The 20,213-nt window shown below is 53.6% G+C and carries 17 protein-coding genes; 16 read left to right on the top strand and 1 reads right to left on the bottom strand.

Annotated features, from left to right (window positions below; genetic code table 11):
• Positions 1 to 3: 3 nt before the first annotated feature.
• From atpA to phoU, 15 genes are all read left to right on the top strand, one after another.
• Positions 4 to 1,545, top strand: coding sequence for a F0F1 ATP synthase subunit alpha (gene atpA, locus ACOTXR_RS16130; protein ID WP_003862367.1), 1,542 nt, complete (start codon positions 4 to 6; stop codon positions 1,543 to 1,545).
• Positions 1,546 to 1,596: 51 nt separating this feature from the next.
• Positions 1,597 to 2,460, top strand: coding sequence for a F0F1 ATP synthase subunit gamma (gene atpG / locus ACOTXR_RS16125; RefSeq protein WP_014881884.1), 864 nt, complete (start codon positions 1,597 to 1,599; stop codon positions 2,458 to 2,460).
• A 31-nt stretch (positions 2,461 to 2,491) separates the two neighbouring features.
• A complete protein-coding gene (gene atpD / locus ACOTXR_RS16120) occupies positions 2,492 to 3,874 on the top strand; it encodes a F0F1 ATP synthase subunit beta (RefSeq protein WP_058690200.1) in 1,383 nt (460 codons plus the stop codon).
• Between the two features lie 20 nt (positions 3,875 to 3,894).
• Positions 3,895 to 4,314 carry a F0F1 ATP synthase subunit epsilon gene (locus tag ACOTXR_RS16115; RefSeq protein ID WP_006177560.1) on the top strand — a complete coding sequence of 140 codons (420 nt, stop codon included), beginning with the start codon at positions 3,895 to 3,897 and terminating at the stop codon, positions 4,312 to 4,314.
• A gap of 138 nt (positions 4,315 to 4,452) precedes the next feature.
• Complete coding sequence (gene glmU, locus ACOTXR_RS16110) at positions 4,453 to 5,823, top strand: bifunctional UDP-N-acetylglucosamine diphosphorylase/glucosamine-1-phosphate N-acetyltransferase GlmU (protein ID WP_058690201.1); 1,371 nt, start codon at positions 4,453 to 4,455, stop codon at positions 5,821 to 5,823.
• A gap of 224 nt (positions 5,824 to 6,047) precedes the next feature.
• On the top strand, positions 6,048 to 7,877 hold the full coding sequence (glmS, locus tag ACOTXR_RS16105; RefSeq protein ID WP_014881886.1) for a glutamine--fructose-6-phosphate transaminase (isomerizing): 1,830 nt from the start codon (positions 6,048 to 6,050) through the stop codon (positions 7,875 to 7,877).
• Between the two features lie 330 nt (positions 7,878 to 8,207).
• On the top strand, positions 8,208 to 8,729 hold the full coding sequence (locus tag ACOTXR_RS16100) for a fimbrial protein (RefSeq protein WP_014881887.1): 522 nt from the start codon (positions 8,208 to 8,210) through the stop codon (positions 8,727 to 8,729).
• A 101-nt stretch (positions 8,730 to 8,830) separates the two neighbouring features.
• Positions 8,831 to 9,457 (top strand): fimbria/pilus periplasmic chaperone, encoded by a 627-nt coding sequence (locus ACOTXR_RS16095; RefSeq protein WP_058690202.1) that lies wholly within the window; start codon positions 8,831 to 8,833, stop codon positions 9,455 to 9,457.
• A gap of 95 nt (positions 9,458 to 9,552) precedes the next feature.
• Positions 9,553 to 12,030: a fimbria/pilus outer membrane usher protein gene (locus tag ACOTXR_RS16090; RefSeq protein WP_373371635.1), complete on the top strand. Its 2,478-nt coding sequence runs from the start codon at positions 9,553 to 9,555 to the stop codon at positions 12,028 to 12,030.
• A 9-nt stretch (positions 12,031 to 12,039) separates the two neighbouring features.
• Entirely contained in the window at positions 12,040 to 13,095 is a 1,056-nt protein-coding gene (locus ACOTXR_RS16085; protein WP_222834729.1) for a fimbrial protein, read from the top strand.
• Between the two features lie 246 nt (positions 13,096 to 13,341).
• Positions 13,342 to 14,382 carry a phosphate ABC transporter substrate-binding protein PstS gene (gene pstS, locus ACOTXR_RS16080; RefSeq protein WP_014881891.1) on the top strand — a complete coding sequence of 347 codons (1,041 nt, stop codon included), beginning with the start codon at positions 13,342 to 13,344 and terminating at the stop codon, positions 14,380 to 14,382.
• 81 nt (positions 14,383 to 14,463) lie between these two features.
• Positions 14,464 to 15,423 carry a phosphate ABC transporter permease PstC gene (pstC, locus tag ACOTXR_RS16075; protein WP_014881892.1) on the top strand — a complete coding sequence of 320 codons (960 nt, stop codon included), beginning with the start codon at positions 14,464 to 14,466 and terminating at the stop codon, positions 15,421 to 15,423.
• Positions 15,423 to 16,313, top strand: a complete 891-nt coding sequence (gene pstA / locus ACOTXR_RS16070) for a phosphate ABC transporter permease PstA (RefSeq protein WP_014881893.1) — start codon at positions 15,423 to 15,425, stop codon at positions 16,311 to 16,313. The genes pstC and pstA overlap by 1 nt, the downstream gene beginning before the upstream one ends.
• Positions 16,314 to 16,360: 47 nt before the next feature.
• On the top strand, positions 16,361 to 17,134 hold the full coding sequence (pstB, locus tag ACOTXR_RS16065) for a phosphate ABC transporter ATP-binding protein PstB (RefSeq protein WP_010426574.1): 774 nt from the start codon (positions 16,361 to 16,363) through the stop codon (positions 17,132 to 17,134).
• Positions 17,135 to 17,147: 13 nt separating this feature from the next.
• Positions 17,148 to 17,873: a phosphate signaling complex protein PhoU gene (phoU, locus tag ACOTXR_RS16060; protein ID WP_008500182.1), complete on the top strand. Its 726-nt coding sequence runs from the start codon at positions 17,148 to 17,150 to the stop codon at positions 17,871 to 17,873.
• An 82-nt stretch (positions 17,874 to 17,955) separates the two neighbouring features.
• Here phoU and yieH read toward each other — a convergent pair whose 3' ends face one another.
• Positions 17,956 to 18,621: a 6-phosphogluconate phosphatase gene (yieH, locus tag ACOTXR_RS16055; protein ID WP_045134502.1), complete on the bottom strand. Its 666-nt coding sequence runs from the start codon at positions 18,619 to 18,621 to the stop codon at positions 17,956 to 17,958.
• Between the two features lie 165 nt (positions 18,622 to 18,786).
• Here yieH and adeP point away from each other — a divergent pair, with 165 nt between their 5' ends.
• Positions 18,787 to 20,124 carry an adenine permease AdeP gene (gene adeP, locus ACOTXR_RS16050; RefSeq protein ID WP_137675653.1) on the top strand — a complete coding sequence of 446 codons (1,338 nt, stop codon included), beginning with the start codon at positions 18,787 to 18,789 and terminating at the stop codon, positions 20,122 to 20,124.
• Positions 20,125 to 20,213: the final 89 nt, after the last annotated feature.

Genomic DNA, 20,213 nt, shown 5'->3' with positions numbered 1-20,213 from the left:
AGCATGCAACTGAATTCCACCGAAATCAGCGAACTGATCAAGCAGCGCATTGCTCAGTTCAATGTTGTGAGCGAAGCTCACAATGAAGGTACTATTGTTTCTGTAAGTGACGGTGTTATCCGCATCCACGGCCTGGCCGATTGTATGCAGGGTGAGATGATTTCCCTGCCGGGTAACCGTTACGCTATCGCACTGAACCTGGAGCGCGACTCCGTAGGTGCGGTTGTGATGGGTCCATACGCTGACCTCGCCGAAGGCATGAAGGTTAAGTGTACTGGCCGTATTCTGGAAGTGCCGGTTGGCCGTGGCCTGCTGGGCCGCGTTGTTAACACCCTGGGTGCGCCAATCGACGGTAAAGGTCCGGTTGAGCACGATGGCTTCTCTCCAATCGAAGTTATCGCACCAGGCGTTATCGATCGTCAGTCCGTCGATCAGCCTGTTCAGACAGGCTATAAGTCTGTTGACGCCATGATCCCAATCGGTCGTGGTCAGCGTGAACTGATCATCGGTGACCGTCAGACCGGTAAAACCGCGATGGCAATCGACGCCATCATCAACCAGCGTGACTCCGGCATCAAATGTGTGTACGTGGCCATCGGCCAGAAAGCGTCCACCATTTCTAACGTGGTTCGTAAACTGGAAGAGCACGGCGCGCTGTCTAACACCATCGTGGTTGTGGCTACCGCTTCTGAATCTGCTGCACTGCAATACCTGGCGCCATACGCGGGTTGCGCAATGGGCGAATACTTCCGTGACCGCGGTGAAGATGCACTGATCGTATACGATGACCTGTCTAAACAGGCTGTTGCTTATCGTCAGGTTTCCCTGCTGCTCCGTCGTCCACCAGGACGTGAAGCATTCCCGGGCGACGTATTCTACCTCCACTCTCGTCTGCTGGAGCGTGCTTCCCGCGTTAACGCGGAATACGTCGAGAACTTCACCAAAGGTGAAGTGAAGGGTAAAACGGGCTCTCTGACCGCACTGCCGATCATTGAAACCCAGGCGGGTGACGTTTCTGCGTTCGTTCCGACCAACGTAATTTCCATTACCGATGGTCAGATCTTCCTGGAAACCAACCTGTTTAACTCCGGTATTCGTCCGGCGGTTAACCCGGGTATCTCCGTATCCCGTGTTGGTGGTGCTGCTCAGACCAAGATCATCAAGAAACTGTCCGGTGGTATCCGTACCGCGCTGGCGCAGTATCGTGAACTGGCTGCGTTCTCTCAGTTCGCATCCGATCTGGACGAAGCAACCCGTAAACAGCTGAGCCACGGTCAGAAAGTGACCGAGCTGCTGAAGCAGAAACAGTACGCACCAATGTCTGTTGCTCAGCAGGGCCTGGTACTGTTCGCGGCTGAACGCGGTTACCTCGAAGATGTGGAACTGGCGAAAATCGGTAGCTTCGAAGCCGCTCTGCTGGCTTACGTCGACCGTGATCACGCTCCGCTGATGCAAGAGATCAACCAGACCGGTGGCTATAACGACGAAATCGAAGGCAAGCTGAAAGCTATCCTCGATTCCTTCAAAGCAACCCAATCCTGGTAATCGTCCGGCGGCTTGTCTCAGGACAAGCCGCCTGGCATTGAGGAGAAGCTCATGGCCGGCGCAAAAGAGATACGTAGTAAGATCGCAAGCGTCCAGAACACGCAAAAGATCACTAAAGCGATGGAGATGGTCGCCGCTTCCAAAATGCGTAAATCGCAGGATCGCATGGCGGCCAGCCGTCCTTATGCAGAGACCATGCGCAAAGTGATTGGTCACCTTGCAAACGGTAATCTGGAATACAAGCACCCTTACCTGGAAGAACGCGACGTTAAGCGCGTGGGCTACCTGGTGGTGTCGACTGACCGTGGTCTGTGTGGCGGCTTGAACATTAACCTGTTCAAAAAACTGCTGGCGGATATGAAAGGCTGGTCCGATAAAGGCGTTCAGTGCGATCTGGCACTGATTGGCTCTAAAGGCGTCTCTTTCTTTAACTCCGTTGGTGGCAACATTGTCGCTCAGGTGACCGGTATGGGTGATAACCCGTCCCTGTCCGAACTGATCGGCCCGGTTAAAGTGATGTTGCAGGCCTATGATGAAGGCCGTCTGGACAGACTGTACGTTGTCAGCAACAAATTTATTAACACCATGTCTCAGGTGCCTACGATCACTCAGATGCTGCCTTTACCGGCATCAGAAGATGACGAGTTGAAGCAGAAAGCCTGGGATTACCTGTATGAACCCGATCCGAAACCGCTGCTGGATACCCTGCTGCGTCGTTACGTTGAATCTCAGGTTTATCAGGGCGTTGTAGAAAACCTGGCCAGCGAGCAGGCCGCACGAATGGTGGCGATGAAAGCCGCGACCGATAATGGCGGCAGCCTGATTAAAGAGCTGCAGTTGGTTTACAACAAAGCTCGTCAGGCCAGCATTACTCAGGAACTCACCGAGATTGTCTCGGGGGCCGCCGCGGTTTAACCAGGTTTACGAATTACGTAGAGGATTCAAGATGGCTACTGGAAAGATTGTCCAGGTAATCGGCGCCGTGGTGGACGTCGAGTTCCCTCAGGACGCCGTACCACGCGTGTACGACGCGCTTGAGGTACAGAATGGTAACGAGAGCCTGGTGCTGGAAGTTCAGCAGCAGCTCGGCGGCGGTATCGTGCGTACCATCGCGATGGGTTCTTCCGACGGTCTGCGTCGTGGTCTGGAAGTGAAAGACCTTGAGCACCCGATCGAAGTGCCTGTAGGTAAAGCAACACTGGGTCGTATCATGAACGTATTGGGTCAGCCAATCGACATGAAAGGCAACATCGGTGAAGAAGAGCGTTGGGCTATCCACCGCGCGGCACCTTCCTACGAAGAGCTGTCAAGCTCTCAGGAACTGCTGGAAACCGGCATCAAAGTTATCGACCTGATGTGTCCGTTTGCGAAGGGCGGTAAAGTGGGTCTGTTCGGTGGTGCGGGTGTAGGTAAAACCGTAAACATGATGGAGCTGATCCGTAACATCGCGATCGAGCACTCCGGTTACTCTGTGTTTGCGGGCGTAGGTGAACGTACTCGTGAGGGTAACGACTTCTACCACGAAATGACCGACTCCAACGTTCTGGACAAAGTATCCCTGGTTTACGGCCAGATGAACGAGCCACCAGGAAACCGTCTGCGCGTTGCGCTGACTGGTCTGACGATGGCTGAGAAGTTCCGTGACGAAGGCCGTGACGTTCTGCTGTTCGTTGATAACATCTATCGTTACACCCTGGCCGGTACTGAAGTATCTGCACTGCTGGGTCGTATGCCTTCAGCGGTAGGTTATCAGCCTACGCTGGCGGAAGAGATGGGTGTTCTTCAGGAACGTATCACCTCTACCAAAACCGGTTCTATCACCTCCGTTCAGGCGGTATACGTACCTGCGGATGACTTGACTGACCCATCACCAGCCACCACCTTTGCGCACTTAGATGCAACCGTGGTACTGAGCCGTCAGATCGCGTCTCTGGGTATCTACCCGGCCGTTGACCCGCTGGACTCCACCAGCCGTCAGCTGGATCCACTGGTTGTGGGTCAGGAACACTACGACACCGCGCGTGGCGTACAGTCCCTGCTGCAGCGTTACCAGGAACTGAAAGACATCATCGCCATCCTGGGTATGGATGAGCTGTCTGAAGAAGACAAACTGGTGGTAGCACGTGCGCGTAAGATCCAGCGCTTCCTGTCCCAGCCGTTCTTCGTTGCGGAAGTATTCACCGGTTCTCCGGGTAAATACGTTTCCCTGAAAGACACCATCCGTGGCTTTAAAGGCATCATGGAAGGCGAATACGATCACCTGCCAGAGCAGGCGTTCTACATGGTTGGTTCCATCGAAGAAGCAGTGGAAAAAGCCAAAAAACTTTAACGCCTTAATCGGAGGGTGATATGGCAATGACTTACCACCTGGATGTCGTCAGCGCAGAGCAACAAATGTTCTCTGGTCTGGTCGAGAAAATCCAGGTAACGGGTAGTGAAGGTGAACTGGGTATTTTCCCGGGTCACGCACCGCTGCTCACCGCCATTAAGCCTGGTATGATCCGCATCGTTAAACAGTTCGGTCATGAAGAGTTTATCTATCTGTCCGGCGGCATTCTTGAAGTGCAGCCTGGCAGTGTGACCGTTCTGGCCGATACCGCTATTCGTGGCCAGGATCTCGACGAAGCACGAGCCCTGGAATCGAAGCGTAAGGCTGAAGAGCACATTAGCAGCTCTCATGGTGACGTGGATTACGCTCAGGCGTCTGCGGAGCTGGCCAAAGCGATCGCGAAACTGCGCGTTATCGAGTTGACCAAAAAAGCGATGTAACACCGGCTTGAAAAGCTCAAAAGCCAGTCTGTATACCAGGCTGGCTTTTTTTTTGTGCCTTAATTCATGATGAAAAAGATGTAGAATTTTAAGCATCAAACGTTTTTACTTCTCACTTAAATTACCGTCAGGATGCGTATGTCAAACAGTGCGATGAGCGTGGTGATCCTTGCCGCTGGCAAAGGTACCCGCATGTATTCCGATCTGCCTAAAGTGCTTCACCGTCTGGCAGGAAAGCCAATGGTGCAGCATGTCATTGATGCAGCGAATGAACTGGGGGCCCGTCAGGTCCATCTGGTTTATGGACACGGTGGCGATCTGCTTAAAAAGACGCTGAGCGATGACGCGCTCAACTGGGTGCTCCAGGCTGAACAACTGGGTACTGGCCATGCAATGCAGCAGGCCGCCCCTTTCTTTGCCGATGACGAAGACATCCTGATGCTCTACGGAGACGTCCCGCTGATCTCCGTCGAGACGCTGACTCGCCTGCGTGCAACCAAACCGCAGGGCGGCATCGGTTTATTAACCGTCGTGCTGGACGACCCAACGGGCTATGGCCGTATCACACGTGAGAACGGCCACGTAACGGGTATCGTTGAACACAAAGACGCCAGCGATGAACAGCGTCAGATTCAGGAGATCAACACCGGTATCCTGATTGCCAATGGCGCAGATATGAAGCGCTGGCTGTCGAAGCTCAATAACAACAACGCGCAGGGTGAGTACTACATCACCGATATCATTGCGATGGCGTACCACGAAGGGCGTGAAATTGCCGCCGTTCATCCGGCGCGCATCAGTGAAACGGACGGCGTGAATAACCGTCTGCAGCTTTCTCGTCTCGAGCGCATTTATCAGTCTGAGCAGGCCGAAAAGCTGCTGCTGGCCGGCGTAATGCTGCGCGATCCAGCGCGTTTCGATCTGCGCGGGACCTTGTCGCACGGGCGAGATGTTGAGATTGATACTAACGTTATCCTTGAAGGCAACGTTCAGCTTGGCAACCGCGTCAAAATTGGCGCCGGCTGTGTTATCAAAAACAGCGTCATCGGTGACGACTGCGAAATTAGCCCGTACAGCGTGGTTGAAGATGCTCATCTGGACGCGGCGTGTACTATCGGTCCGTTTGCGCGTCTGCGTCCAGGTGCTGAGCTGCTGGAAGGCGCTCACGTAGGCAACTTCGTGGAAATGAAAAAAGCGCGTCTGGGGAAAGGCTCGAAAGCCGGTCATCTGACCTATCTGGGTGACGCAGAAATTGGCGACAACGTGAATATTGGTGCAGGAACCATTACCTGTAACTATGACGGTGCCAACAAGTTCAAAACCATTATCGGCGACGACGTGTTTGTAGGTTCTGACACGCAGCTGGTGGCGCCTGTCACCGTAGGTAACGGCGTGACCATTGCCGCCGGGACGACCGTGACGCGTGACGTGGCGGATAACGAGTTAGTGTTAAGCCGCGTGCCGCAGGTGCACAAGCAGGGCTGGAAACGCCCGGTGAAGAAGAAGTAACAACAAGGCGGGTGGCGCTACGCTTACCCGCCCTACCATTGAGTAGGCCTGATAAGGCGTAGCCGTCATCAGGCAAACCCGGGTGAGGAGATAAATATATATCTCCCCCCACAAGCAGTACCCATAACTATAACCCCACTCTCTACAAGGCTCGGGGTGCCCGGAAAGGGCAAATACAGGTCAGCGACAACGCAGGCATCATGCCTAAATTCGGAATCTAAAATATGTGTGGAATTGTTGGCGCAGTTGCGCAGCGTGATATTGCTGAAATCCTTCTCGAAGGTTTACGTCGTCTGGAATACCGTGGTTACGACTCTGCCGGTCTGGCTGTCGTAGATGCAGAAGGTCATATGACCCGTCTGCGCCGCCTGGGTAAAGTGCAGATGCTGGCCCAGGCTGCGGAAGAACATCCGCTGCACGGCGGGACGGGTATTGCGCACACCCGCTGGGCGACGCACGGTGAACCATCCGAAGGTAACGCCCACCCGCATGTGTCTGAACACATCGTGGTCGTCCATAACGGCATTATCGAAAACCACGAACCCCTGCGCGAAGAACTGAAAGCGCGCGGTTATACCTTTGTCTCTGAAACCGACACCGAAGTGATTGCTCACCTGGTGCACTGGGAGCTGGCACAGGGCGGCACGCTCCGTGAAGCGGTACTGCGCGCTATTCCTCAGCTGCGCGGTGCATACGGTACGGTAATCATGGATTCCCGCGACCCGTCCACGCTGCTGGCCGCGCGTTCCGGTAGCCCAATGGTTATCGGTCTGGGGATGGGGGAAAACTTCATCGCCTCCGATCAGCTGGCACTTCTGCCGGTGACCCGCCGCTTTATCTTCCTGGAAGAGGGAGATATCGCGGAAGTGACTCGCCGCAGCGTGACCGTTTTCGATACCAAAGGCGAGCAGGTTAAGCGTCAGGAGATCGAATCGAATCTGCAGTACGATGCGGGCGACAAAGGCGCCTACCGTCATTACATGCAGAAAGAGATTTACGAGCAGCCAAACGCGATCAAAAACACCCTGACCGGGCGCATTAGCCACGGCGAGGTGGATCTGAGCGAACTGGGTGCCAATGCCAATGAACTGCTCGGCAAGGTTGAGCATATTCAGATCGTCGCCTGTGGCACCTCCTACAACTCCGGTATGGTCTCTCGCTACTGGTTTGAATCCCTGGCGGGTGTGCCGTGCGACGTGGAAATCGCGTCTGAATTCCGCTATCGCAAATCCGCTGTGCGTCGCAACAGCCTGATGATCACCTTGTCTCAGTCCGGTGAAACGGCAGATACCCTGGCAGCGCTGCGTCTTTCTAAAGAGCTGGGTTACCTGGGCTCTCTGGCCATCTGTAACGTTCCAGGTTCTTCACTGGTGCGCGAGTCCGATCTGGCGCTGATGACCAAAGCGGGCACCGAAATTGGCGTCGCTTCTACTAAAGCGTTTACCACTCAGTTGACGGTTCTGCTGATGCTGGTGGCGAAGCTGGCGCGTCTGAAAGGCGAAGATGCTTCCGTTGAGCACGACATCGTTCACGGGCTGCAGGCGCTGCCGAGCCGTATTGAGCAGATGCTGTCTCAGGACAAACGCATTGAAGCACTGGCAGAGGATTTCTCTGATAAACATCACGCCCTGTTCCTGGGTCGTGGCGATCAGTATCCGATCGCGCTGGAAGGCGCACTGAAGCTGAAAGAGATCTCCTACATTCACGCTGAAGCTTATGCGGCAGGTGAGCTGAAACACGGCCCTCTGGCGCTGATTGATGCGGATATGCCGGTCATCGTTGTGGCACCAAACAACGAACTGCTGGAAAAACTGAAATCCAACATCGAAGAAGTGCGCGCCCGCGGCGGTGTCCTGTACGTCTTCGCTGACAAAGATGCCGGTTTTGCCAGCAGCGACAATATGCACATCATCGAAATGCCGCATGTCGAAGAGGTGATTGCACCGATCTTCTACACTGTTCCGCTGCAGCTGTTGGCTTATCACGTGGCGCTGATCAAAGGCACTGACGTTGACCAGCCGCGTAACCTGGCGAAATCGGTCACGGTTGAATAATTTTATATATTGAAGTGAAATAGCCCCATAAATCTATGATTGTGGGGCTATTTTTTGATCGGTAAATATAAATTTACTCTGAAAATATAATTCTGGAATAATAGAGATATATAAACCCTGGTAGAATTAATCCTGTTTTTTTAAATATAATATTATATTAAGACCTCATTTCATCCTGAACTATTCCATATTCGGCAGGCGAGAATAATAGAATAATATTTCTTCTTGTTATTTTTTATTTTAAAGAGTTTAATGCTCTTCGCTTGTATGCCCTGAAGTATTTATCAGGGAAATAGTATTTTGCAATGTATAATTCAGGATGGTGTTGTAATGAAAGGAAATACGTTAAAGAGCATTGTTGTGCTTTCCTCTTTATTTTTCGGTGCGCAGACACATGCGGCCAATGGCAATGGTACTGTCCATTTCACGGGCGAAATTATCGATAGTACCTGTGAGGTGTCTACCGGTACTAAAGACCAGACCGTTGATTTAGGCAAAGTGAATAAATCAACGTTTACCGGCGTGGGGTCAATGGCGTCGGTTCAGGCATTCCAGATCGATCTGCTGAACTGCCCGGATACCTACAAAAAAGCCAGCGCCCGTTTTGACGGCACCGAAGACGGTGACGGGTACCTGAAGCTGTCTTCTGGCGGGGCGAGTGGCGTTGCGATTGCAATTTATAACCGCGCCGATAACAGTCTGCTTAAGCTTTACAATCAGTCTACGCCTGCCACTATTTCCTCCGGCAAGGCGTCGTTACCATTTATGGCTCGCTATATCGCCACGTCTGCAACCGTAACGGCGGGCACTGCCAATGCGGATTCGGAATTTACGATTACATACAGTAATTAATTCCTTCAATCTCTTTCTGTAAAAAAATAATCAGGCCTGGTGAGGTTGGGTTTGTTGCGCCCTTTTATCGGAAATTATCCAGGCCTGTTACAGGATATAATATGCGCAGGCGTTTTATAATTTTATTTGTTGCTCTTCTTTTCTCATTCGCTACCGGGACGTCAAGTGCCGGGATTGTTATTGGTGGCACCCGCGTTATCTTCCCTGGAAATAAAGCAGATACCACCCTCTCTGTCTTAAATAAAGATACGGCACTGCCTTACCTTCTTCAGGCGTGGGTTGAGCCTTTTAACAATGCGGATAAGCACCAGCCGCCCTTTACGGTTATTCCTCCCGTCTCCCGGCTGGAGCCCGGCCAGGAGCGTGTCCTGCGTATCATTAAAACTCAGGGCGAATTACCGTCTGACAGGGAGTCCGTGTTTTGGCTGAATATTAAAAATATTCCCCCGTCGACAACCGAAGAAAGCAGCAAGCTGGAAATTGCCATCAAAACGCGCATTAAACTCTTCTGGCGTCCGGCGGGTGTTAAGGAAACGCCTGAAACAGCCGCTCTGAAAGTGAAATGGCAACGGCAGGGCAGCATGCTGGTGGTCACCAACCCGACGGCCATTCACGTCAATGTGATCGACGTGGCTATTGATGGCAAGCCGCTCGACCTGGCGATGATAATGCCGTTTGAGACACGTCGGCTGGCGCTGCCTGCTGGCGTGAGCAAAATGCTCACCTGACACAGTATTAATGATTACGGCGCGATTAGCGACGCTATTCAGCAACCTCTTTAACCGCGGCGGGGTTGCTTGTATTGAAACGTTTTCACTCTTTGATTTTATCCCTGCTGTGGCTGGGAGGAAGCTATCCGCTTCTCGTCAGTGCCACACGACCACTCTTTAACGTGCGTCTGCTGGAGCTTGATCGGCCAATTGAGGTCGATATCAGCCAGTTCAATCGCCCGGATAACCTGCCTGAAGGAGAATATCAGGTTGATATCTATGTGAACGATCGATTCATTGCGCGCAGGGCGGTGCGTTTTTTCCGCCACGATCCGGAGAGTGCGTTGGCGCCTTGTTTTGTGGATGTAAAAAACACGCTGGCGATGTTTGGCCTGAAAGTGAACGCGATTAAAGCGCTGGATACGGTGAATGCTGAAGGTTGTGAACCGGTGCCGGTGCTGCCTGGCGCGAAATGGACGCTGGACAGCGAAAAGCTTGCGCTGAAGGCGTCGATCCCTCAGGTCTATCTGGACGCCACGGCGCGTGACGCCATTTCGCCCTCGCGCTGGGATCAGGGTATTGACGCTTTGATGCTGAACTACGATTTCTCCACGACCCAGACGCTGAAGTCAGACTATGACAGTGACGATCTTTACTACCTGAATTTACGCAGCGGGCTGAACATTGGCGGATGGCGTCTGCGTAACTATAGCGCCGTAAATGCGGTCAACAGCCGCGGTAACGTTCGTTCGCTGAGCACGTACTTACAGCATGATATTGCCAGCCTGCGCAGCCAGGCCATGGCGGGTGATACGTGGACCGCGAGCGATCTCTTCGACAGTTCACAGGTGCGCGGCGTGCGTCTGTACACCGACAGCGACATGCTCCCCGATAGCCAGAACGGTTTTGCGCCGGTGGTGCGCGGCGTGGCGAAAACCAACGCCGTGGTCACCATCCGCCAGAACGGCTACATGATTTATCAGTCGGCCGTGCCGCAGGGGCCGTTTGCGTTGACCGATCTCAACACCACCTCAAGCGGCGGAGATCTGGACGTCACCATCAAAGAGGAAGACGGCAGCGAGCAGCATTTTGTTCAGCCTTACGCATCTCTGGCAATTTTGCGTCGGGAGGGGCAAACGGATGTGGACATCAGCATCGGCGAGCGTCGTGATAACGATCGGTTTATGCCAGAGGTGATGCAGGCACAGGTATTGCACGGAATGGCGTGGGGAATGACGCTGTATGGTGGTACGCAGCTGGCAGACGATTACCGCGCGTTTGCCGCCGGCATTGGTAAAGATCTCGGCAATATCGGCGCTATTTCGATGGATATCACCCATGCCCAATCGCACTTTACGGACGATGACGAGCAGGGGCAATCCTGGCGTTTTCTGTACTCAAAAACGTTCGACGTCAGCAATACCAGCCTGCGTATTGTAGGTTATCGCTATTCAACGGAAGGGTTTTACACCCTGGGCGAATGGGCATCGCGCTCGGGCGATAGCGAGAACTTCTGGCATACGGGCAACCGCCGCAGCCGGGTAGAAGGCACCTGGACCCAACCGTTTTCCGAGGGGTACGGTAATGTCTATCTTACGCTGAGCCGGGAGCAATTCTGGCGTACGGACGATGTGCAGCGCCTGATACAGATAGGCTACAGCAACAGCTGGAAGCAGGTCGCGTGGAACCTGTCGTGGAACTATACCGATACGGTGTCTGACAGCATGGGAGAGTGGCAACAAGAAGATGAAAGCGAGCATCTCGTTATGCTGTCGCTGTCTCTGCCGCTTTCGGCCTGGTTACCCAACAGCTACGTCAACTACAACTACGCCCACAGTAACCATGGCACACCTTCCCACCAGATTGGGTTGAACGGCAATCTGCTCGACGATAACAATCTGAGCTGGAACATACAGCAGTCCGTGTATGAAAACCGCGGCACCTCGGCGGGAAATGCGGGACTGGTCTGGGATGCGTCCTACGGCTCGCTAAAGACGAATTATGCCTGGAGCGACGAAAGCCAGAGCCTGAACTACGGCGTCAGCGGCGGCGTGTTGATCCACGACGAAGGCATCACCTTCTCGCAGGAGATGGGCGAAACGGTGGCGCTGATCAAAGCGCCTGGTGCGGCAGGGTTATCGGTAGATAACGCCAGCGGCGTTGCCACCGACTGGCGCGGCTACACCGTGAAGACGCAGCTTTCACCCTACGATGAAAACCGTATTGCGCTTCAGAATAAGGATTTTGTTTCAGGCAACGTTGAGCTGGAACGCAGCGTGCAAAACCTGGTGCCTACGCGTGGCGCGGTGGTGAAAGCCGAGTTTGTTACGCACATCGGCTATCGGGTGCTGTTTAGCGTTTCACTTGCGAACGGCAAGCCTGCACCGTTTGGTGCGGTGGGTACCGCTGCGCTTGATGTGGGAAGCGCAACGGGAATTGTCGGTGACAAAGGTGAACTCTATCTCGCCGGGATGCCCGAATCGGGGCAATTTTCGCTGACGCTCAGCAGCGGCAAGGCCTGTCTGGCTGATTATCACATCCATCAGAAACCTGATTCCGGGCTTGTGCAACTGCCTGTCATTTGTCGATAAAGGATAAGAATGAAACCCCAATTCTGGCTTTTTACTCTCTTTTTTGCCGCTTTTTTTTTACAGGCGGCGCCTACCGGATACTGCGTACCAGACAACGGCAAATACCATAACTATTTCACTGTCGCGGAAGAATTAACGACGCTTGATAACCTGGTTGGCATGCAGCATATGATCGATATGAATAACTCTACGACTTCGTTTAAGGGAACGTGCTACTGCCAGACGGGGAAAAATGAAAGTTACGATCATGCTTACATCACCAGCGTGGTTAATCCAGCCCTGCAGCCCACCACTAGCAGAAACAATATCTCCTATTATTATCTCAATAAGTATCTTGATATCGGTTTGCAAATCTACATTCTTGGCGTTGGCTACACCACCGTTCCCTTCGATCACCTGCCAAATGACATTGGGGGAACGTACCGGTGTCATAATGGCGTCAGTTCGCAAACCACGTTTTACAGCGGCGGGTCGGGCTTTATTTATTTGTATGTCAAAAAACAATTTACCGGCACGATCACCATACCGTCGATGGTCATGGCAAATATCTATGCCACTATCGATCCCCGTACCGTCTCGAGCGAAATCATTTCGGATGTGATTGTGCAGGGATCGGTCACGGTACCGCAAACCTGCGAGATAGATGAAGGCCAGGCGATAATGATTGATTTCAAGTCTATTCTGGCATCGGAATTCTCAGCAAACCGGGGCCAGGCGGTGTCTTCACGCAAGATTACCCGGCAGGTCAATATCAAATGTTCAAATATGATGTTTACCGACACGCTGGGTGCAACCTTCCACGCCTCTGCCGCGACAGCCGACAGTACGATGGTAGCCACCGATAATCCTGACGTGGGTATTAAGATTTACGATAAACATAACAGGGAAATTAATGTAAACGGCGGTGAACTTGAGGCGGAAACGACGAAAATGCCCGTGACTCTGGAAGGCGAGACGCTGGGGACACTCACGTTTTCAAGCGCTCCGGCTAGCGCAACCGGGTCCAGACCCGCGCCCGGTCCGTTCAACGGTACGGCTACCCTGACGATTGAAATCGGACACTAATCCTTTAACGGCTGTTTATGACAGCCGTTGTCATATTTCACGGACAAAACGGCGATCTTTAAAATAAAAATGACAAAAAAATGAATGCCTGATGAATTAAGTGCTATATTTTTCATGTGGTTACACCTTCCTTTGTGTTTGTCATAAAACTGTCATATTTCGTACATTTATCTGTCACCTGTTTGTCCTATTTTGCTCATCGTAGCCACTTAAACAATGATTTACGAAATCCTTGCAGGAGACATTATGAAAGTTATGCGTACCACTGTCGCAACTGTTGTCGCCGCGACCTTATCTCTGAGCGCGTTCTCTGTATTTGCAGAAGCAAGCCTGACTGGCGCTGGTGCAACCTTCCCTGCGCCGGTGTATGCCAAATGGGCGGATACCTACCAGAAAGAAACCGGTAATAAGGTTAACTATCAGGGTATCGGCTCCTCCGGTGGCGTAAAACAAATTACCGCTAACACCGTTGATTTCGGTGCATCAGACGCGCCGTTGTCTGACGATAAACTGAATCAGGAAGGCCTGTTCCAGTTCCCGACCGTGATCGGTGGTGTGGTTCTGGCTATCAACTTGCCGGGCGTGAAGTCTGGTGAGCTGGTGCTGGACGGCAAAACCCTGGGCGACATCTACCTGGGTAAAATCAAAAAATGGGATGACGAAGCGATCGCTAAGCTCAACCCGGGCCTGAAGCTGCCTGCTCAGAACATCGCCGTGGTTCGCCGCGCGGATGGTTCTGGTACTTCCTTCGTCTTCACCAGCTACCTGGCAAAAGTGAACGAAGAGTGGAAATCGAAAGTCGGTTCCGGCTCTACCGTTAACTGGCCAACTGGTCTGGGCGGTAAAGGTAACGACGGTATCGCTGCGTTCGTACAGCGTCTGCCTGGCTCAATTGGCTACGTAGAATACGCGTACGCGAAGCAGAACAACCTGTCCTACACCAAACTGGTGTCTGCTGATGGCAAACCAGTAAGCCCGACCGAAGAGAACTTTGCTAACGCTGCAAAAGGCGCTGACTGGAGCAAATCCTTCGCGCAGGATCTGACGAACCAGAAAGGCGAAGGTGCGTGGCCAATCACCTCCACCACCTTCATCCTGGTTCACAAAGAGCAGAAGAAACCTGAGCAGGGCGCTGAAGTGCTGAAGTTCTTCGACTGGGCATACAAAAACGGCGCTAAACAGGCTAACGACCTGGACTACGCCAGCCTGCCAGACAGCGTGGTTGAGCAGATTCGTGCTGCATGGAAAACCAACGTGAAAGACAGCAGCGGTAAAGCATTGTATTAATTTAGCATTCTGACGAAAATGGCGGGTGGCGCTTGCGCTTACCCGCCGATTTCGTAAACGCGTTTAACAGAAGAGTGATTTATGGCTGCAACCAAGCCTGCATTTAACCCTCCGGGTAAAAAAGGTGACATGATTTTCAGCGCGCTGGTCAAACTGGCTGCGCTGATTGTGCTATTGCTGCTGGGCGGCATTATCGTGTCTCTGATTTTCTCCTCCTGGCCGAGCATTCAGAAATTCGGTTTCTCCTTCCTGTGGACCAAAGAGTGGGATGCGCCGAACGACGTTTACGGTGCGCTGGTGCCCATTTACGGCACGCTGGTGACCTCGTTCATCGCTCTGCTGATTGCGGTTCCAGTAAGCTTCGGTATTGCCCTGTTCCTGACGGAGCTGGCGCCAGGCTGGCTGCGTCGTCCGCTGGGCATCGCCATTGAATTGCTGGCGGCCATTCCAAGTATTGTGTACGGCATGTGGGGCCTGTTTATCTTTGCGCCGCTGTTTGCCACATACTTCCAGGAGCCGGTGGGAAATGTTCTTTCTGCCATTCCGTTTGTTGGCGCCCTCTTCTCTGGCCCGGCATTCGGTATTGGTATTCTTGCGGCAGGGGTGATCCTCGCCATCATGATTATTCCGTACATTGCGGCGGTTATGCGCGATGTCTTTGAACAAACGCCGGTGATGATGAAAGAGTCGGCCTACGGCATCGGCTGCACCACCTGGGAAGTCATCTGGCGCATTGTCCTTCCGTTCACCAAAAATGGGGTGATCGGCGGCGTCATGCTGGGATTAGGCCGTGCGTTGGGTGAAACCATGGCGGTCACCTTTATCATCGGTAACACCTACCAGCTCGACAGCGTCTCTCTGTATATGCCGGGTAACAGTATTACCTCAGCACTGGCGAACGAGTTTGCCGAAGCGGAATCCGGGCTGCACGTCGCGGCGCTGATGGAACTGGGTCTGATTCTGTTCGTTATCACCTTCATTGTTCTGGCGATTTCCAAGCTGATGATCCTGCGTCTCGCGAAAAATGAGGGGGCACGCTGATGGCGACTCTCGAAATGCAAAGCACCGCTCAGCTGGCGGAATCCCGCCGCAAAATGCAGGCAAAGCGTCGTTTTAAAAACCGCATTGCGCTAACGCTTTCCATGGCGACGATGGCGTTCGGCCTGTTCTGGCTGATCTGGATCCTGATGTCCACCATCACCCGTGGTATTGATGGCATGTCGCTGGCGCTGTTCACCGAAATGACGCCGCCGCCAAACACGGCGGGTGGTGGTCTGGCGAACGCCCTGGCGGGGAGTGGATTACTGATCCTGTGGGCGACCGTGTTCGGTACGCCGCTGGGCATTATGGCGGGTATCTACCTGGCAGAGTACGGGCGTAAATCCTGGCTGGCTGAGGTGATTCGCTTCATTAATGACATCCTGCTTTCTGCTCCGTCGATTGTCGTGGGTCTGTTTGTTTACACCATCGTGGTTGCGCAAATGGAACACTTCTCCGGCTGGGCGGGTGTGATTGCGCTGGCGCTGCTGCAGGTGCCTATTGTGATTCGTACCACCGAGAACATGCTGAAACTGGTGCCGGACAGCCTGCGTGAAGCGGCTTATGCGCTGGGTACGCCGAAGTGGAAAATGATCTCTGCGATTACGCTGAAAGCGTCGGTCTCCGGGATCATGACCGGGATTCTGCTGGCTATCGCCCGTATTGCCGGTGAAACGGCTCCGCTGCTGTTTACTGCCCTCTCCAACCAGTTCTGGAGCACGGACATGATGCAGCCGATCGCCAACCTGCCGGTGACGATCTTTAAATTTGCGATGAGCCCATTCGCGGAATGGCAGCAGCTGGCCTGGGCCGGGGTGCTGATCATCACCCTTTGCGTACTGTTGCTGAACATTCTGGCGCGCGTCATTTTCGCGAAGAAGAAACACGGTTAATTTTTTACGGCGCGGCAGCTCGCGGCGCCGAATGAGGAAAAGAGTCAATGAGTATGGTTGATACTGCCCCGGGTAAGATTCAGGTTCGTGATTTGAACTTCTACTACGGCAAATTCCATGCCCTGAAGAACATCAACCTGGATATCGCGAAGAACCAGGTCACGGCATTTATCGGTCCGTCTGGCTGTGGTAAATCCACGCTGCTGCGTACCTTTAACAAAATGTATTCGCTCTATCCGGAGCAGCGTGCTGAAGGTGAAATCATCCTGGACGGTGAAAACATTCTGACCCAGGCGCAGGATATCGCCCTGCTGCGCGCCAAAGTGGGGATGGTGTTCCAGAAACCGACGCCGTTCCCGATGTCCATTTATGACAACATCGCCTTTGGCGTTCGTCTGTTTGAAAAGCTTTCCCGTGCCGATATGGACGAGCGCGTGCAGTGGGCGTTGACCAAGGCCGCATTATGGAACGAAACCAAAGATAAACTTCACCAGAGCGGGTACTCTCTGTCCGGTGGTCAGCAGCAGCGTCTGTGCATTGCGCGCGGTATTGCTATTCGCCCGGAAGTGTTGCTGCTTGATGAGCCGTGTTCAGCGCTGGACCCGATCTCAACTGGCCGTATTGAAGAGCTGATCACCGAGCTGAAGCAGGATTACACCGTGGTTATCGTGACCCACAACATGCAGCAGGCTGCGCGTTGCTCCGATCACACCGCGTTTATGTACCTGGGCGAGCTGATCGAGTTCAGCGATACGGACGCGCTGTTCACCAGACCGGCGAAGAAACAAACCGAAGATTACATTACTGGCCGCTACGGTTGATTTGGAGTGAATCATGGACAACCTCAATCTTAACAAACACATTTCCGGCCAGTTCAACGCAGAGCTGGAGAGTATTCGCACGCAGGTGATGACCATGGGTGGCATGGTTGAACAGCAGCTTTCCGATGCGATTACGGCGATGCACAACCAGGACAGCGAGCTGGCGAAGCGCGTCATTGAAGGCGACAAGAACGTCAACATGATGGAAGTCGCCATCGACGAAGCGTGCGTGCGCATTATCGCGAAACGTCAGCCGACGGCGAGCGATCTGCGTCTGGTGATGGCCATCATCAAAACCATCGCCGAGCTGGAGCGTATTGGTGACGTGGCCGACAAAATCTGCCGCACCGCGCTGGAGAAATTCTCTCAGCAGCACCAGCCGCTGCTGGTGAGCCTGGAGTCACTGGGTCGGCACACCGTGCAGATGCTGCACGACGTGCTGGATGCTTTTGCGCGTATGGATCTGGACGAAGCGGTGCGTATCTACCGGGAAGACAAGAAGGTCGACCAGGAGTATGAAGGCATTGTGCGTCAGCTGATGACCTACATGATGGAAGACTCCCGTACCATCCCAAGCGTGCTGACCGCCCTGTTCTGCGCGCGCTCCATCGAGCGTATCGGCGACCGCTGCCAGAACATTTGCGAATACATTTTCTACTTCGTGAAGGGTCAGGACTTCCGTCACGTCGGCGGCGACGAGCTGGACAAGCTGCTGGCGGGTAAAGACCCGAAAGAGTGATTTTTGTGGCGGATGGCGCTAGCGCTTACCCGCCCTACGCTCTAACTGGTTTTCTCCCTCTCCCTTTGGGAGAGGGGAAACACTACCGAGTAATATCCCACCCGCGCGCTTTCCACAGCTCCGGCAACTGCGCCAGATCGGTAAAGGTCGTCACGTTTGGATGAACGATCGGCTTGTTGTGCGGATCGGCACAGAAGTAAAACACCTCCATCCCTGCATCAATGCCGGACTGCGCACCCGCAGACGAGTCATCCACCAGAATGCAGTTCTCGACGTTGACGTTCATCGCTTTCGCCGCATGGAACATCAGCGCCGGGTCGGGCTTCCAGCGCTGGATATCGTAGCCGCTGAACAGTTTTTCCGGGAAATGGTGCAACATTTCAAGCTTGCCGAGCGAGTGCTGCATTTTGCTGACCGGACCGTTAGAGACCACGCAGATCGGCACCGTCATCGCATCCAGCAGCGTGTTTGCGCCTGCTATGACTTCCAGCTCTGAGTCGAACAGGCGTGCAACCTCGGCGCGATACACCGGCTCCAGATCCGCTTTTGCCAGAAAGACACCGTGTTCTTCGTTAATGATGTCGATAATCTCGTAGAGCTTCACGCCCTTAAAGCGCTTAAACACCTCTTCGAGCTCCAGCGTAATGCCAAATTCCTGGAACATGGTGACATACGCGCGGGAACAAATGACCTCACTGTCGACCAGCGTACCGTCGCAGTCAAAAAATACCGCTTCAATTCCGGACATGCCTTTCCCTTTTAACAAGTTTAACGTTTTCGTACGGCAGTTCGCCGGGACGCAATCGTTGCCGTATAAGCAAAATCAATGAAAAAAGTATCACGTAACCGCCACTATTGTCGCATTTTGGTATAGGATAGCGACGAATTTTCCCTCCTTGTTCGGAAATTGATGATGAGTCAACAACACACTACCCAGACATCTGGTCAGGGTCTGCTTGAGCGCGTGTTTAAACTGCGCGAGCACGGCACAACGGCACGCACCGAAGTGATCGCCGGTTTCACCACCTTCCTGACGATGGTCTACATCGTTTTTGTGAACCCTCAAATTCTGGGCGTTGCTGGCATGGATACCAGCGCCGTCTTTGTGACTACCTGTCTGATTGCGGCGCTTGGCAGCATCCTGATGGGCGTGTTCGCTAACCTGCCGGTTGCGCTGGCTCCCGCTATGGGTCTGAACGCCTTCTTCGCGTTCGTGGTGGTTCAGGCGATGGGGCTGCCGTGGCAGGTAGGCATGGGCGCAATTTTCTGGGGCGCTATTGGTCTGCTGCTGCTGACCATTTTCCGCGTACGTTACTGGATGATCGCGAACATTCCGGTGAGCCTGCGCGTGGGTATTACCAGCGGTATTGGTCTGTTCATCGGTATGATGGGGCTGAAAAACGCCGGTGTGATCGTTGCGAACCCGGAAACGCTGGTGAGCATTGGTCATCTGACCTCGCATAACGTGCTGCTGGGCGTGCTGGGCTTCTTCATCATTGCGATCCTGGCCTCCCGCAATATTCATGCGGCGGTGCTGGTGTCCATCGTGGTCACGACCTTACTGGGCTGGATGCTGGGCGACGTTCACTATAACGGTATCGTCTCTGCGCCACCGAGCGTTTCAACCGTGATTGGTCACGTTGACCTGGCGGGTTCCCTGAACCTGGGCCTGGCGGGTGTGATTTTCTCCTTCATGCTGGTCAACCTGTTTGACTCCTCCGGTACGCTGATTGGCGTGACGGACAAAGCAGGTCTGGCGGATGAGAAAGGGAAATTCCCACGCATGAAGCAGGCGCTGTTTGTGGATAGCATCTCTTCCGTCGCGGGCTCTTTCATCGGCACCTCGTCTGTTACCGCTTACATTGAATCCTCTTCCGGCGTGTCCGTGGGTGGTCGTACCGGCCTGACGGCAGTGGTGGTGGGTATTCTGTTCCTGCTGGTGATCTTCCTCTCTCCGCTGGCGGGTATGGTTCCTCCGTATGCGGCAGCTGGCGCGCTGATTTACGTGGGGGTGCTGATGACCTCCAGCCTGTCACGCGTGAAGTGGGATGATTTAACCGAAGCGGTGCCGGCGTTTATTACCGCCGTGATGATGCCATTCAGCTTCTCGATCACCGAAGGTATCGCGCTGGGCTTTATCTCGTACTGCGTGATGAAGATCGGTACCGGCCGCTTCCGCGATCTCAGCCCGTGCGTGATTGTTGTTGCGCTGCTGTTTGTGCTGAAGATTGTGTTTATCGATGCGCACTAAGGTGCGGTTTGTGGTGTCAGGTGGCGCTTCGCTTACCTGACCTACTGAAGAGTGTAGGCCCGGTAAGCGCTAGCGCCACCGGGCTTTTT

Origin of the sequence: Enterobacter cloacae complex sp. IR53030, assembly GCF_049238365.1 — a bacterium.
Classification (GTDB): domain Bacteria; phylum Pseudomonadota; class Gammaproteobacteria; order Enterobacterales; family Enterobacteriaceae; genus Enterobacter; species Enterobacter kobei.
Note: the sequence above shows the minus strand (reverse complement) of the source record. Positions and strands in the feature narration are given on the sequence as shown.

What these genes read in the sequence shown, in the direction of transcription:
- phoU (WP_008500182.1), top strand. Translation starts at nt 17,148, where the DNA reads ATGGACAACCTCAATCTTAACAAACACATTTCCGGCCAGTTCAACGCA.
- ACOTXR_RS16115 (WP_006177560.1), top strand. Translation starts at nt 3,895, where the DNA reads ATGGCAATGACTTACCACCTGGATGTCGTCAGCGCAGAGCAACAAATG.
- glmU (WP_058690201.1), top strand. Translation starts at nt 4,453, where the DNA reads ATGTCAAACAGTGCGATGAGCGTGGTGATCCTTGCCGCTGGCAAAGGT.
- ACOTXR_RS16095 (WP_058690202.1), top strand. Translation starts at nt 8,831, where the DNA reads ATGCGCAGGCGTTTTATAATTTTATTTGTTGCTCTTCTTTTCTCATTC.
- yieH (WP_045134502.1), bottom strand. Translation starts at nt 18,621, where the DNA reads ATGTCCGGAATTGAAGCGGTATTTTTTGACTGCGACGGTACGCTGGTC.
- atpA (WP_003862367.1), top strand. Translation starts at nt 4, where the DNA reads ATGCAACTGAATTCCACCGAAATCAGCGAACTGATCAAGCAGCGCATT.
- atpD (WP_058690200.1), top strand. Translation starts at nt 2,492, where the DNA reads ATGGCTACTGGAAAGATTGTCCAGGTAATCGGCGCCGTGGTGGACGTC.
- pstC (WP_014881892.1), top strand. Translation starts at nt 14,464, where the DNA reads ATGGCTGCAACCAAGCCTGCATTTAACCCTCCGGGTAAAAAAGGTGAC.
- ACOTXR_RS16100 (WP_014881887.1), top strand. Translation starts at nt 8,208, where the DNA reads ATGAAAGGAAATACGTTAAAGAGCATTGTTGTGCTTTCCTCTTTATTT.
- glmS (WP_014881886.1), top strand. Translation starts at nt 6,048, where the DNA reads ATGTGTGGAATTGTTGGCGCAGTTGCGCAGCGTGATATTGCTGAAATC.
- atpG (WP_014881884.1), top strand. Translation starts at nt 1,597, where the DNA reads ATGGCCGGCGCAAAAGAGATACGTAGTAAGATCGCAAGCGTCCAGAAC.
- pstS (WP_014881891.1), top strand. Translation starts at nt 13,342, where the DNA reads ATGAAAGTTATGCGTACCACTGTCGCAACTGTTGTCGCCGCGACCTTA.
- adeP (WP_137675653.1), top strand. Translation starts at nt 18,787, where the DNA reads ATGAGTCAACAACACACTACCCAGACATCTGGTCAGGGTCTGCTTGAG.
- pstA (WP_014881893.1), top strand. Translation starts at nt 15,423, where the DNA reads ATGGCGACTCTCGAAATGCAAAGCACCGCTCAGCTGGCGGAATCCCGC.
- ACOTXR_RS16085 (WP_222834729.1), top strand. Translation starts at nt 12,040, where the DNA reads ATGAAACCCCAATTCTGGCTTTTTACTCTCTTTTTTGCCGCTTTTTTT.
- pstB (WP_010426574.1), top strand. Translation starts at nt 16,361, where the DNA reads ATGAGTATGGTTGATACTGCCCCGGGTAAGATTCAGGTTCGTGATTTG.